Genomic DNA, 14,482 nt, shown 5'->3' on the forward strand with positions numbered 1-14,482 from the left:
ATTGCCAGCTCAGCACCGGTGACAATCTGCATGGCTTTGTCGAAGATTGCCACCACTTTCTAGCTGCCCAGCAACCATCGCTCCGATCCGTCACGATCAGCACAATGGAAGACGCGCAATCGATGGTCAACGGCTTGGTCACGATAGGGCCAGCAGTCTCAAGCCTTCAGGATATTTCGAAGGCGATCGTCAAAGCATGGGCAGAAATCGCCTATCTAGACTTTCAGGCAACGTCTCTTCGCTGGTACGAGGAGGCAACTGTCTTCAAATTCATTACGGGCGTGCCTATCACTGGACTTGGAGTCGCGGGAACCTTCATTGCCTTGGGGCCTCAGTATCCGCAGCTCGTGGAGAAGTTTCGGAGCGAATTCAGCGAGACAGGTGCAAAGGTCAAGCGAATTCCTGGCGGTCTTCCACCGTGGGCCGCCCAACATCCCTTTTAGTTCGCGAGAGTGGAGATTCCGCCGTGGATCTGCTGGTCAACATCGACGTTGATGATCTGGAGCGAGCGGTTGGTTTCTATCGCGAGGGGCTCGGGTTGCGGGTGGGGAGGCGGTTCGGGGAGATGGGGGTGGAGATGCTCGGGGGGTCGAGCGCGGTTTTCCTGCTGGCGCGGGCGGCGGGGACGGCTGCGTCGCCCGCCACCTCGCAGGAGCGCAGCTACGCGCGGCACTGGACGCCGGTGCACCTCGATATCGTCGTGGAAGATGTCGAAGCGGCACAGGAGCGCGCCCGTGCCGCGGGCGCGACGCTGGAGGTGCCGATCCAGACGCGCCGATGGGGCCGGATCGTCCAGATGGCCGATCCGTTCGGCCATGGTTTTTGCCTGATTCAGTTCCTGGGTCGGGGCTATGATGAGATCCTCTGAATCCGGGGCTCGCGTATACAGGGGGTGCGGCGGCGGATCCTGCCGTCCGGAGGCCTGTGATGCCAATCACCTACAAGATCGACCACGAGCGTAAGACCGTCTTCGCGAAGGGATTTGGGGTCCTTACCGACGAGGATGTCTTCGGTTACCAGCGGGAAGTCTGGTCGCGGGAGGACACCCGGGGCTACAGCGAGCTGATCGACATGCGGGGCGTGGAGCAAATCGCCTTGCCTTCGATGGACCGGGTGCGCGACCTGGCGAATCTCTCCGCGGAGATGGATCCAGGAAAGACTCCGTCGAAGTTCGCCATCGTTGCGGGCAGCGACCTGGCCTTCGGTCTGGGTCGGATGTACGAGGCTTACCGCGGGATGAACCCGAGGAGCAGCAAAGAGGTGAAGGTCTTCCGGATTCTGGAGGATGCCCTCAAATGGCTGGACGAAGGCTCAGCTGGAAAAGGCTCTTGAAGAAAGGCTTAGTGCGTCTGTATCAGGCGAAGCAGCAAGGTGAGGAGCCCGGCGCCCAGACCCAGACTCAGTGCGATGCTCAGGACGATGGCGAGGAGGAGGAGGAGGGTTTCCATGGGTGGGTTGGGGCCCTTTCTTCGCGTGGAGGGCGCTTCCCATTTGCCGACCGTCGGCTCGGGAAGCACGGTCCGGTCGCGGCATAATCTAGGGTAAATCCAAGTGAAATGCAAACTTCCGCGGATCGTGTCGATTATTGGTCACGCCGGCGTGTGCTGATAACCGACACGGAAACGCCCGCCCCTTCACTTCTTTCCCTTCCCCTGCGATTTCTGGAGACTGGCCGAAATCCGCGTCGCGGGCATTTTCGAACGAATTGAATTGAAACAGCTTGTTGCGAGAAATGCGTTCAGAGGGCCTTTGGCCTGCCTGGAAGGTGCACTGTGGAGGGGCGAAACCCGGCCTGGCGCCGCGCGGGATCCAGACTCAGCTCGGGCATTTTCCCGTCAGTCACAATCGCCCGAACGCTGCCTGCTTTTCCACAGCCGTGTCCAATCCAGCATCCCAACCGGATCGCCCCGCAGGCCGCAAATCCCCTTGACTACCAGCAACCTGCGTGGCGCCGTGACCAGTGGAACCAGGTACCCTTCCGCGATGAGGCTGCCCTCGACCTGCGAGATTCCCTCCGCCAGGCGGGCGGCATCCGCTTCCTGTTCCAGCTCCCGCAAGCGGCTCTTCACCGTGTCGGGAATGCTTCGGTTCAGCTGGACCAGCGACTCGAGCTGGACCAGGGGATCTTCGCTTACCCGCACGATCGGAAGGAGAAAGGCGTGGAATTCACGGCGCGCCATGGCGGATAGGAACTCGGAGGCCCGGACCGGGTGGGGAATCACCCTGCCGCCCCCTTTCGGGGCAGCCCCAAGGAGCTTTCCCGCAACCGCGGCCGCGACCGGATCGCCATCCACCAGCAGCAGATCGAGCCGGGTGGCCGGGGCGGGCGGTGGGGAGGTTTTTTTCGGGGCGGATAGCTCCCGACGGTGGCCCTCCTCTCGGTCGATCAGCCCTTCCGGAAAGCGAGCGCTCTCTCCTCCCGCCGCGGAACGGATTGCCTCCCGATCCAGCGAAGCGATAAACTTTGCCGTCGTCTCGGCATTGGAGAAGGGCGCGGCCCCGCGGTCCAGGCCGAGGAGATAGGTCCTTCCAGCGGCGTGGCCGAAGACCTTGGTCGTGGGAGTCACGGCCGGCTTGTCCCCGGGAGGCACGACCGCGGCATCCAGCTGCCCGGTCGACAGCTTCGCCTCGGAGGCCGCCTCGCCCCGGACGAAGCCGATCTCATCCAGGTGCGGCAGCCCGCGGAAGTACTCGGCATTGCTTCGAACCACGATGAGGGTCGCCTTCGGCGCGCCCCAGATCTCGAAGGGGCCGACGCCCGACTCGTCCTCCCCGAACGCCGAGATCCCGAGCGCCGGATGCGCCAGCCGCGCCGCGAAGCCCTTCACGGGCCATTTCAGGACCACCCGCAGGGTCAGGCCGTCCTCCAGGATCAGTCCCGAGACGTGCGCCGTGTCGCCGGCGCGAGTCTCCTCGAATCCCTTGACCGCTTCGAGCAGCCAGGCCTGCAGCGATTCGGACTGCTGAATGAGCTTCTCCCAGGAGGCGACGACGTGACGCGCCTCGACGTAGCGCCCGTTGGAGAAGGCGGTGTTGGGCCGCAGGTGGAACACCCATTCGCTGCCTCCGCGAAGCGCTTCCCATTTCTCGGCCAGCTCCCCTTCCACCTTGCCTCCCGGATCGAGCCGTGTCAGCCCGTGAAAGGCGAGGTCCCGCAGAATCCGGTCGCTCGAGGTGAACATCCGGGCGCCCGAGACGGTGGTGAAGGGATCCTCCAGCGCGAAGGTCGCGTCGCCGCCTTCCTCGGGAGCGCTCTCCCGGGCTTCGTGCGGCGGCGCCGGTGAGGAAGACGGCGGTTCGGCGGGAGCGGGCGGGCGTGGCCCCGGGGTGCGGGAGGGGCAGCCTGCGCAAAGAGCCAGCACCGCGATCGCCGCCAGCACGCCCGTCCGTCTGCGAAAAACGCCGAGGACGGACCGCGGTCTCAGGCTCAACGGCGTCGTTCTTTCCATGAATGAGTGGCTACCATCAGCGCGGGAAGCGTGGTGAGCGCCGTGATCAGGCAGGTGACCGAGCCGATGACGCAGACCATCCCCATCGACTGCAGGCCGGGATAGTTCGAAAGACCGACGGTGCCGAACCCGGCGACGTTGCTGAGGGCCGCCATGACCACGGCCTTCCCCGTCTCCAGCAAGCCTTCCGGGTTGTCCAGCCCTTCCTGCGAGATCCGGTGGATGATGTGGATGCCGTAGTCGATCCCGACGCCGAGGATCATGGTGGTGACGAAAGCGTTGACGAAGTTCATCTTGATCCCCACGGCCTGCATCCCGGCCAGCATCCAGACCACGCCGGTGAGCAGCTGGATCATCGCCAGCGTCGTGAGCCAGGCGCTGCGGAAATCGAGATAGAGCAAGACCGTCACCAGGGCCAGCCCCAGCAACACCGCCCGCCATGCGTCGCGCCGGAAGATGCGCCGCATCTCGGTGCTGGCGATATTCACCCCGGTGATCTGCACGCCATGGTCGGGATCGTGGACGGCGCGGACCAGCTCCGGCGGCGCATGACGCTTCGCCGCCACGTCGGCCGGGAAGAGGTAGGTCACGGTGCGTATCGAGCCTCCATCCCCTTTCACGTAGCGGCTCACGAACGGCTCCAGCCCCGCGGTGCGCAGGTCGTCGAGCGTCATCGTGCGGGTAGGATGGAGGGTGGCCGGCAGGGTTTTCAGATACTCATCGTAGCTTCCCTCGCGGAAACCGCTCTCCTGCAGCGACGCGCGGAAGGTCTTCTCGATGCGGTGGATGTCGTAGGGTCCTCCGGATCCGTTCTGCAGCGCCTGGATCACCGCCTCCTGGTCCTGGCGCGCCGGCAGGTAGGTCAGGATCGACTCGTACCCCAGCAGCGTGCCGTTCGACACGAAGGTCTCCAGCTTGCGGTTCACCTCGCGGTTCTTCTCCATCACCTCGTCCGCGTCGCGCCCGGTGCACACCACCATCATCGGATTGAAGGCGGCCCCGAAGCGGCGCGAGACCTTCTCCTGGATCAGGATGCCGCGGTTGTTGGGAGAGCGCAGGTCCTGCACGTTCTCGCTGAACTCGACCTTCGTGGCCAGCACCCCCGCCACGGCCGTGATCACGATCGAGGCGCCCACGACGAGACGGGGATGCGCGGTGCTCCAGCTGATCAGCCTCTGGATCCCGAAGGAGTGGAGGTAAAGCCGCTTCGTCACGTCCTTGCTGCGCTTGCGCCCCTCGTTCCAGGCGATCATCGCCGGCAGCAGGAACAGGATGGCCACCAGGCAGAGCAGGATCCCGGTCCCGACCAGGAAGCCGAAGTCCTTCAGCCCCTTGTACTCCGTCACGCACATGGCGTAGAAGGTTCCGGCCGAGGTGATCGCCCCGGTGAACACGCCGAAGGCCGTGGTGCCCATCATCAGGGAGAGCGCCTCCTCGAGACTGTGTCCCGCCTGCCGCTCCTCCACGTAGCGGGCGTACATCACGATGGTGAAGTCCGTCCCCAGTCCCATCAGCATGGCCCAGAAACCGGTGGTCGCCGAATTGATGTGCCCGAGGCAGAGGTAGGCGACCCCCAAAGTGAGGAACTGCCCCACCAGGAGCGGAACGGAGGAGTAGAGGATGGCGCCGAAGCGCCGGTAGCAGAAGGCGTACAGAGCGACGATCACCAGGAACGACAGCGTGCCGTTGCGCGTCATGTCCTGGCGAATCAGGTTGTTGTCCTCGAGGGCGATCATGTAGCCGCCCCCGAACGAGACCTCCGGCGCGCCGTTCTCGCCCTGAATCTCCCCGGCCGCCTCCTGCTCCGCCTTGCGGACCTTCTCCATCAGCTTCTTGGTGAAATCGATGTCCTGCGGCGGCTTGATCGGCTTGGCAATCATCAGCAGCGCGCCGCCGTCGGGAGACAGGTAGTAGCCGCTCTCGAGGTCCACTTTGAGCGCCCCTTTGCTGCGCAGAATCTCGCGCAGCAAAAGCGGGCTGATCCAGAAAGGGTCCTCCTGGAGGATCTTCTTGACCACGAAGGACGACGGTCCCGAGAGCTGGTCGGCGTTCTCCTGGACGCGGCGCCGGATGGCGGCATCGGTGAAGCGCGCCTCCAGCTCGGGAAGCTTGTCGGGCGGAAGAAAGAGAAGCTCGTTGCGGCGGAAGAACTCGAAGAAGGGGCCCGAGGTGTCGAGGCGGTGCTCGACGTAGCGGATTTCCGGGATCTTCTGCAGCCGGAGCGCCAGCAGGTCGGCGAATTCCTGCAGGTCTTCGGCGCTTTGGCCGTCCTTGGTCTCGAGCACCACCAGCAGGTAGTCGAGCCCCCCGAAATCCTTCAGGGCGTCGCGGAAGGAGTTGATGGCGACGTTGTTCTTGGGAAGAAGCGCCAGGACATCGCCGTCCAGCGTCAGGCGGCTTCCCAGCAGGATGGAGAGCGCCACGAACAGGACGGTGATGAGGAACACCATCCGGTAGTGCCGGGTGGCGAGGCGCTCGATGCGCAGGAAAAGTCCCTGCTTGATGGAACCCTTCACTTTGGCGGCACTCTCCGGGGCGAAATGGCGGGTGATTGTCCAGCAAAAGGGGCAGCGGGGCAAGCGGAAACGCTCGCTGTCGCCGTCCTTATGTGACCGCGGCCGACGTTGCGAGCCCGGAAGGATTCTTCAGGTTATGATCATGCGAGCGCATTGGAGACCAACATGGAAAAGCCCGCACCGACCCCGGTCCCGATCCATCCACTGCTGGCCCGGAGGTGGAGCGCCCGCGCTCTCGATCCGGACCGGATGGTGGAGCCTGAGAAGCTGGACGCCTTGCTCGAAGCGGCGCGCTGGGCCCCCTCCAGCAACAACGACCAACCCTGGAATTACCTGGTCTTCGACGGCTCCGATCCGGAAGCTCTCGAGCAAGCCCGCTCCTGCCTGGTGGAAGGCAACGCCTGGGCCAGGAAAGCGCCGCTGTTGCTGCTTTCCGTGGCCCGCGAGCACTTCATCCACAAAGGGAAGCCGAACCGTCACGCCCAGCATGACGTCGGCCTGGCCTCGGAGAACCTGGTGCTGCAGGGGACCGAGATGGGGCTGGTGACCCACCAGATGGCGGGCTTCGACGCCGACAAGGCGCGCCGCCTGTTCGGCATCCCCGAAGGCAACACTCCGATGGCCATGATTGCGCTGGGCTACCCCGGGAAGATCGAGGCATTGCCCGATCCGCTTCAGGAGCGCGAGCGCGGCACACGCACGCGCAAGGCGGTGGAGGAGTGGGCTTTCCAAGGGAAGTGGGGCAACGGAAGGAAGCGCTGAGCAGCTCCCATCGAAGGTTCTAGGCTGGAGGCGGCGCGGCGAGGCGCCGCGCCAGAGCGTGGTGCTCCTCCCACATCTCCGCAGGCATGCGCGCTCCGAATTTCTCCAGGAACTGCTGCTGGCTCTCCAGCGCGCCGAGCCATTGGGCCGGATCGACGGCCAGCAGCTCCTGGGTGTCGCGCGGGCTGATGTTCAATCCCTCCAGGTCCAGCCCCGACTCGGTGGGGAGCCATCCGATGGGGGTGTCGCGCGCCTCGCCGTTTCCTTCGGCGCGATCCAGGACCCACTGCAGGACTCTGAGATTTTCCCCGAAGCCGGGCCACAGAAAGCGCCCGTCGCTGCCCCTCCGGAACCAGTTCACCCGGAAAATCTTCGGCGGCGACGAGAGGCGGCGGCCGATCTCCAGCCAGTGCCCGAAGTAATCGGCCATGTTGTAGCCGCAGAAAGGGAGCATGGCGAAAGGATCGCGGCGCACCACGCCTACCTGCCCGGTGGCCGCCGCGGTGGTCTCCGAGGAGAGGGTCGCTCCCAGGAAGGTGCCGTGCCGCCAGTCGAAGGACTGGTAGACCAGCGGCACCACCGACGCTCGGCGCGAGCCGAACAGGATGGCACTGAGCGGCACCCCTTGCGGATTGTCCCATTCGGGCGAGAAGCTGGGGCAGCGGTGGATGTCGACGGTGAATCGGCTGTTGGGGTGGGCGGCGGGGGTCGGGGTGCCGGGAGTCCATGCCTGCCCCTTCCAGTCGATGCACTGGGGCGGCGGATCTTCGAGCCCTTCCCACCAGACGGTGCCATCAGGCTTGAGCGCCACGTTGGTGAAAATGGTGCCGGACTGAATCGCCGTCGCCGCGTTGGGATTCGACTTCATGCTGGTACCCGGGGCGACGCCGAAGAAGCCCGCCTCGGGGTTCACCGCATAGAGCCGGCCGTCGGCCCCGGGCCGCAGCCAGGCGATGTCGTCCCCCACGGTCCAGACCCGCCATCCCTTGAGACGCTCGGGCGGAACCAGCATCGCCAGATTGGTCTTGCCGCAGGCGCTCGGGAAAGCCCCCGCCAGGTAGCGCACCCTTCCCGAGGGATCCTCGACGCCGACGATGAGCATGTGCTCGGCGAGCCATCCCTGCTCGCGCCCCAGAACACTGGCCAGGCGCAGCGCCAGGCATTTCTTGGAAAGCAGCGCGTTGCCGCCGTAGCCCGAGCCGACGCTCCAGATCGTGTCGTCCTGCGGAAAATGGCAGATGTAGCGCCGCTCCGGATTGAGATCGGCCTTCGAGTGCAGCCCGCGGGTGAACCGCTCCGAGGAGCCGAGCTGCTCCAGCGCCACGCGGCCCATGCGGGTCATCAGTCCCATGCTCAGCGCCACGTAGACGCTGTCGGTCAGCTCGACGCCGATGCGGCTGAACGGGGAGCCAGGCGGGCCCATCAGGAATGGGACCACGTACATCGTCCGGCCGCGCATGCAGGAATCGAGGATGGTGCCGACGCGGCGGTAGGCCTCCGAGGGATCCATCCAATTGTTGGTGGGGCCGGCGTCCTCGCGGCGCGGGCAGCAGATGTAGGTGACCCCCTCGGTGCGGGCCACGTCGTTGGGGTTGCTGCGGTGCAGCGTACAGCCCGGGAGCCTTTCCTGATCCAGGGAGATCAGGTCGCCGGAGAGAATCGCCTTCTGGGTCAGGCGCTCCCGCTCATCCGGGCTGCCGTCGCACCAGACCACCTCGTCGGGCCGGCAGAGCCGCTCGCAGTCCTCCACCCACGCCGAAAGAGCCGAATTGCCGCTCAAGGAATCCTTTCTGGGACGCACCGTCCGTCGCCGGTATTGTACCCAGATCCAAGGGGGCTGTCCGCCGGCCCTACAATTCCTTCCGGAAGGCGTGCTGCGTCTTGACCTGCTTGTAGCCCAGGCGGCGGTAGAAGGCGTGGGCCCGCTCGCGGATGACATTGGAGCGCAGCCCGACCGAGGCGCAGCCGTGCTCGAGCGCCCAGGCTTCCACCGCCTGCATCAGCGTCTCCCCGATGCCCGTGCCGCGATGCTGCTCGTCGACGACCAGGCCGGCCAGCTCGGCGCGCCCATCCATCTCGATGCCGCGATGGACATAGACATGGGCCCACCCGACCACCCCCTTCTCGTCGTCCTCAGCCACGAGGACGGCGTGCTCCTCATACCCAAGCACTCGATCGAGTCGCGCGACGATTTGCTCCGGGGTCGAGGGATAGCTCAGCTGCGTCGCCAGATCGGCGAGAGACCGCGCATCTTCGAGGCGGGCCGCGCGGATGAACACACCGCTCAAGAGTAGGAGACCCCCGGGTGGAGCAGGCGGATGACCAGGGAAAAGAGAGGCCCGCTGAACCGCGGAAAGACCTGCCAGGCCACCAGCAGCCCGACCAGGGAAAACTGCGGCGAGCGCGCCAGGCGGTGCACCGAGTGGGCGGTCTTCTCGGGTAGGAAGACCCCGATGGCCGCCGAGCCGTCGAGCGGCGGCAGCGGGATGAGGTTGAAAGTCCCGAGGATCACATTCTCCATCAGCAGCACCGACAGGGCCTGCCCCAGAAATGCTGCGAGGGTTCCGGAGCCGCCGGCTGCCGGGACCACCAGATGATTGAAGTTGACCATGCTCGGGGCGACGAAGTAGCCGCTTGCCAGCCCGACTCGAAGGAGCAGCCATGAAATGATCGCGAGGCAGAAGTTCCCCGCCGGCCCGGCAGCGGCCATCCAGGCGGCGCGCTTCGGATAGCGATCGGCCCAGTAGGGATCGTACGGCGCGCTGGCCCAGCCCATGGCCCAGCCCGAGGTCGCCGCCGTGAGCAGCGGAACCACGAGCATGCCGATCGGCTCGCGGCGGATGTGCGGGGCGGGAGACAGGGACACCTGGCCCCCGAGGTAGGCGGTGGGGTCCCCGCCGAGCTTCGCCGCCAGGGCGTGCGCCGCTTCGTGCACGGTGGTGGAAAAGAGGAAGGCGACGAACCAGAACAAGCCGTCCAGGAGCATCTGCGGTTCCATGGGCTACTGCAGATTCTCCACGATGAACCCGCCGAAGACCTCGGGATCGGCCTTCAGATTCAGGCGGCGCGCCGCGCAGGTGTCGTAGTTCGTCCCGGGCATCAGCAACACATCGCCGAGCAGCACCGTGACCCAGCCGGCGCCGCCGCGGTAGAGGACCCCCGTCACCTTCACCTTGCGGGGCGGCGGCACGCCGAGCATGTCTTTGTTGTCGGACAGGCTGAATTGCGTCTTGCTGAGCACGACGTTGAGCCGGGAGGAATACTCGGCTTCGATCCGCTCCAGGGCGCTGGCCGCCTCGGGAGCGTATTCCACCCCTTCGGCCCGGTAGATCGTCCGGGCCACCGCCTCGATCTTCTCCTTGAGCGGGGCGTCGTCGGGATAGAGCATCTTGAACGACTCGCCGTTCCCGGAGGCCTCGGCTTCGCGGACCACCGCCTCGGCCAGCTCGAGTCCCCCTTCCGCCCCGTCGGAATGGCCGGTCTGGACCACCGCGGGGATTCCGAGGCGCTCCTGGATCGCTTTCAGGCAGAAGCGTACCTCATCTTCCTCATCGATGGCGAAGCGGTTCATCGCCGCCACCACCCTCACGCCGTAGGCCTTCAGGTTCTCGGCGTGGATCTTGAGGTTCTCCATGCCGCGCAGGCAGGCCTCGCGATCGGGGGCGAAGCGCCACTTCTGGCCCGGCGAGCCCTCCGCGCCGACCGGTTTGGCGCCTCCGTGATACTTGAGGTCGCGGGTCGAGAAGACCAGGACGGCGGCGCCGGGACGCACCTTTGTCAGTCGGCAGACCACGTCGAAGAACTTCTGCGCCCCGAGATCGGCCCCGAAGCCCCCCTCGGTCACCACGAAATCGGCGTGCTTCCGGGCCAGCGCCAGGGCCACCAGGCTGCTGTTACCGTGCGCGATGTTGGCGAAGGGGCCGGTGTGGATGAACCCGCCGCTCCCGGCGATGGTCTGCACGAAGTTGGGGTTGATCGCCTGCTTCAGCAGCGCCTGCATCGCACCCACCACCCCCAGGCTCGCGGCCGTCACCGGCGTGCCGTCCTCGTAGCGCGCCACGCGGATGCGCCCCAGGCGCGTCCCCAAATCCTCCATGTCGCTCGCCAGCCCCAGAACCGCCATCAGCTCGCTGGCGGCGGTGATCACCGAGCCGCCCCGCAGCGTCGGCTTCCCTTCCCGGATGCGCCCCTCCGGCGCGAGGACCACCTGCCGCAGGCTGCGGTCGCACAGGTCCACGGCACGCGGCCACTCGATGCTGTCCAGCGCGATGCGCTTGCGCTCTCCCGGCGTGGAAAGGTACGCCATGAGCATGCACCAGAGGAGATTGTGAGTCTCGGTCACGGCGGCGATGTCGCCGGTGAAGTGCAGGTTGATCTCCTCCATCGGCAGGACCTGGCTGTAGCCGCCGCCACAGGCCCCTCCTTTGACCGACAGCGTCGGCCCCATGCTCGGCTCGCGCAGCACGAAGCTGGCGCGGCGCGCCTGGGAGCGCCTCTTGAAGAGCAGGTTCAATCCGTCGGTCAGGGTGATGGTGGTGAGCGTCTTGCCGCTGCCCGCCGGCGTGGGGTTCATCCCGGTGACCAGGATCACCTTGCCGTTGCGGTTCTCGCCCTGGCGCTCGGCAGCGAGACGGTGGGACACCTTGGCGTAACGCCCATTGTAGGAGAAGAAATCGGCGGACCCGGTCGGCAGGCCCATGGCGCGCGCGATTTCCTCGATGGGACGCATCTTCTTGAGAGCCTGCGTCGCGATGACGTAATCGGCCGGCTGTTCTTTCGGCATGTTCAAACCTCGGAAAAACGGCGGCCGCTCAGGCGCGGGGCCGCCGATCGACGCGGGCGATCCATTCGACCAGCCGCGGGTGCGTCTGGCCCGGCTCCTGGTTCTCTTTCAGCACGCGATGGAAGAGGTAGTCGCCGGGCGGCGGGATGACGGCATACTTCAGGAACGGGAAGGCGGCCATGTCGGCCGCCCCATACTCGCCCATCAGGTGTTCACGTCCCCACAGCATCTGCTCGAACAGGTCGAGATAGCCCTGCATGGCGGCACCCAGCCGCTCGACCCGCTCACGGTTCACTGCAGCGGGGGGCTTGCGCAGCTCGTCGGCGATCTCGTTCGGCGGCCGCTTCCAGACGCGGTTGAACCAGTCGATGAAAATCAGGCACTCCGCTCGGCGCGCCGGGTCCTCGGGGTAGAGGTGCGGCCGCTCGGGATAGCTCTCCTCGAGGTAGCGGACGATCTCCATCGAATCGAAAACGATCTTGCTGCCGTCCACCAGGACCGGGACCAGGTCCTGGCCGCTCACTTTGCGCACCTCACTGCGGTCCTCGTTCGGGACGACGATCTCGTTCGCCGTCAGCCCCTTGTGGGCGAGGGCCAGGGCCACCCTTTCGGTGTTGGATGAATTCAGGACCGTATAGAGGCGGATCACTCGAAGCTCCTCGGCTCGCCGGTTGCGAAGGGAGTCCAGGGCGGATCCTAACGCAGATCGGCCATCCGTCGCATTCCGGCGTTTGACCGCGTCTTCCGCGGTCCGCTAAATTCTCCGGATGAAGAGTCCCGGCGGCTTTTTCCCGCGCATCCTGCTCCTCGTCGCCCTGGCCGTCGCAGCCTGGTCCCCGGCCGGCGCCGGCGCGGGGTGAGCCGGGTGAACCAACCCCAACCTGCCGGTCGGCAGGCTCGCCCTGATGAACATCGAGCCGGGTCATCTCTACACGCAGTTCTCCTACTCCCTCATCCCCCTTTCGACGCAGCACGTGGAAGCCTGCCCCGACATCGGGCCGATCTGCGACATCCGCGACGAACCGCCGCAGATCCACGACCAGACCATCGACCTCTCCGAGCTGCGGGCCAACCTCGAGCTGGGGCTCACGCCCCGCTGGGCGCTGGTGGCGCTCATACCGTTCCGCAGGGTGCAGACCAACATCACCTACCGCGACCTGGACGGCAACGAGATCACGCTCGATTACGAGAACATCCACCATCGCGACGAGACGCTGTACGGGGTTGCCGACCCGTGGGTCCTGGGCCGCTTCGGCGGCATGGCGGGGAGCTGGGGCTACGACCTGCGGGCCGGATTGACGCTGCCGGTCGGGCACACCGAGGAGGATCCTTTCGCCCTGGCGGAGGAAGGGCAAGTGCACGAGCACATCCAGTTCGGCACCGGCACGGTGAACCCGGTCCTCGGCTTCGGCGTGCGCCGTCCGATGGACCAGTGGATGTTCGACGCCTGGGGGATCAGCTACCTGGTCCTCTACGAGAGCTCGAAGGGATACGAGGCGGGAAACCGCTACGGGCTCGGCGCCGGGATGAGCTATCGCGGCGCGGGAGGGCGCCCCTGGTCGGTGCGCGGCGGCCTCGAGGGACAGCAGGAGCAGGCGGAGCATTGGAACGGCGTCATCCACCGCTCCGACGGCAACCAGGGGCGGCGCGATATCTATCTTGACACCAACGGTGCGGTGCGGATTTCCAAGGAGTGGTTCCTGACGGGGACGGTGAAGGTGCCGTTGTACACCCACGTCGAGGGGGGTGAGCTCGATTTTCCGGCGATCTTCGAGCTCGGCTTCGCGCGCTCCTTCGAGCTGCACGACGAGCACGAGCATGGGGAGGAGGAAGCTGCGCCGCCAGGCGCGCATCCCGCCACTGCGGCTCCCGAGGATCGCCCGGCTCCCGGCGCGGCGGGTTCGGCAGGGATCGATCTCGACGAAGCGGTGCACCAGGGAGAAGACGCGGAGCTGACACCGGTGGCCGGCAAGGTGACCGTGTTCGACTTCTGGGCGCCCTGGTGTATTCCCTGCAAGGATCTGGACAAGCGCCTGATGGACCTCCTGCGCCGCTTCCCGAATCTCGCCGTCCGCAAGGTGAACGTCGTCGATTGGGACAGCGCAATCGCGCGCCACTACCTCAGCGGCGTCCCTTCCCTTCCCTATGTGAAGGTCTATGCTGCCGACGGCAGCGAAGCCTTCTCGCGCCTCCGACCCCGCCTCCCTCGCGAAAGCCATCGAGAAGCTGCTCGAAGCAGGAAAAGACTGAGTCGGCAGGCGGCCGACTTGCGATAGAATCCTCACGTTCCCGGTGAAAAGACAAAGCTGTCCCCGCGAAGGCGGCGCGATGAAGCTCGCTCGGTTTTGCTGCGCATTCCTCCTGGCGTGGTCGGCGCCGGCCATGGCCGGCCAGCCGCAAACGGCACCGGCGCCCAAGGCGTCCCCGCCGGATTCCTCCCACGAGCTCTTCGTCGTCGAAAGCATTCGAAGCTCGATGCGCTTCGAGGCCGACGGCACCGGAGCGAGGCGCATCGAGATGCGGGTCCGGGTCCAGGCGGAAGGAGCGCTCCAGCAGCTGGGACAGCTGGTCCTGAACTACAACTCGGACTTCGAACGTCTCACCTTCACCGGTCGGCTGCGCAAGCCGGACGGGAGCGCGATCGAGATCCCCGGCAGCGCCATCCAGGACATGTCGTCCCCGGTCTCGCGCTTCGCGCCGCTGTACAGCGACATCCGGCAGAAACACGTGATCGTGCCGGGGCTGCGCCCCGGGCTCACCCTCGAGTACGAGATCCAGGTGGAGCAATTCGTCGCCGTGTCGCCGGGCCATTTCTGGACCACCTACGACTTCGAGCAGGACGACATCGTCGAAAACGAGGAGTTGTCCATCGACGTGCCGATCACCAAATACGTCAACGTGAAGTCACTGCCCAAATTCCCGCCGCTAGTCGAGGAGAAGGACGGTCGCCGAGTTTACCGCTGGAGGACGTC

General features: G+C 65.9%; 13 protein-coding genes. 6 read left to right on the top strand and 7 right to left on the bottom strand.

Features of this window, described 5'->3' with window-relative positions; translation table 11 throughout:
• The 3 genes from VFW45_03485 to VFW45_03495 form a co-directional block, all read left to right on the top strand.
• Positions 1-443 (top strand): hypothetical protein (locus VFW45_03485; GenBank protein ID HEU5179828.1); only part of this gene is annotated, 443 nt, incomplete at its 5' end.
• A 23-nt stretch (positions 444-466) separates the two neighbouring features.
• Positions 467-868, top strand: coding sequence for a VOC family protein (locus VFW45_03490; protein ID HEU5179829.1), 402 nt, complete (start codon positions 467-469; stop codon positions 866-868).
• Between the two features lie 59 nt (positions 869-927).
• Positions 928-1,332, top strand: a complete 405-nt coding sequence (locus VFW45_03495) for a hypothetical protein (protein ID HEU5179830.1) — start codon at positions 928-930, stop codon at positions 1,330-1,332.
• A gap of 503 nt (positions 1,333-1,835) precedes the next feature.
• Here VFW45_03495 and VFW45_03500 read toward each other — a convergent pair.
• Together VFW45_03500 and VFW45_03505 are read right to left on the bottom strand one after the other, a co-directional pair.
• Entirely contained in the window at positions 1,836-3,380 is a 1,545-nt protein-coding gene (locus VFW45_03500; protein HEU5179831.1) for an ABC transporter substrate-binding protein, read from the bottom strand.
• Positions 3,381-3,427: 47 nt separating this feature from the next.
• A complete protein-coding gene (locus VFW45_03505; GenBank protein ID HEU5179832.1) occupies positions 3,428-5,965 on the bottom strand; it encodes an MMPL family transporter in 2,538 nt (845 codons plus the stop codon).
• A 165-nt stretch (positions 5,966-6,130) separates the two neighbouring features.
• On the opposite strand from VFW45_03505, the gene VFW45_03510 reads away from it, so the two are divergent.
• On the top strand, positions 6,131-6,727 hold the full coding sequence (locus VFW45_03510) for a nitroreductase family protein (GenBank protein HEU5179833.1): 597 nt from the start codon (positions 6,131-6,133) through the stop codon (positions 6,725-6,727).
• Positions 6,728-6,746: 19 nt separating this feature from the next.
• Here the strand turns inward: VFW45_03510 and VFW45_03515 are convergent, their stop codons facing one another.
• The 5 genes from VFW45_03515 to VFW45_03535 form a co-directional block, all read right to left on the bottom strand.
• On the bottom strand, positions 6,747-8,507 hold the full coding sequence (locus VFW45_03515; GenBank protein ID HEU5179834.1) for a phosphoenolpyruvate carboxykinase (GTP): 1,761 nt from the start codon (positions 8,505-8,507) through the stop codon (positions 6,747-6,749).
• A gap of 70 nt (positions 8,508-8,577) precedes the next feature.
• Positions 8,578-9,006, bottom strand: coding sequence for a GNAT family N-acetyltransferase (locus VFW45_03520; protein HEU5179835.1), 429 nt, complete (start codon positions 9,004-9,006; stop codon positions 8,578-8,580).
• 5 nt (positions 9,007-9,011) lie between these two features.
• Complete coding sequence (locus tag VFW45_03525) at positions 9,012-9,725, bottom strand: site-2 protease family protein (protein HEU5179836.1); 714 nt, start codon at positions 9,723-9,725, stop codon at positions 9,012-9,014.
• Positions 9,726-9,728: 3 nt separating this feature from the next.
• A complete protein-coding gene (locus VFW45_03530) occupies positions 9,729-11,510 on the bottom strand; it encodes a formate--tetrahydrofolate ligase (protein HEU5179837.1) in 1,782 nt (593 codons plus the stop codon).
• Between the two features lie 28 nt (positions 11,511-11,538).
• Positions 11,539-12,159 (bottom strand): glutathione S-transferase family protein, encoded by a 621-nt coding sequence (locus VFW45_03535; GenBank protein ID HEU5179838.1) that lies wholly within the window; start codon positions 12,157-12,159, stop codon positions 11,539-11,541.
• A 256-nt stretch (positions 12,160-12,415) separates the two neighbouring features.
• Here VFW45_03535 and VFW45_03540 point away from each other — a divergent pair, with 256 nt between their 5' ends.
• Entirely contained in the window at positions 12,416-13,786 is a 1,371-nt protein-coding gene (locus VFW45_03540; GenBank protein ID HEU5179839.1) for a thioredoxin domain-containing protein, read from the top strand.
• Positions 13,787-13,838: 52 nt separating this feature from the next.
• A partial coding sequence (locus VFW45_03545; protein HEU5179840.1) for a DUF3857 domain-containing protein occupies positions 13,839-14,482 on the top strand: 644 nt, incomplete at its 3' end.

This window comes from Candidatus Polarisedimenticolia bacterium, assembly GCA_035764505.1.
In the GTDB taxonomy this organism is placed as follows: Bacteria; Acidobacteriota; Polarisedimenticolia; order Gp22-AA2; family AA152; genus AA152.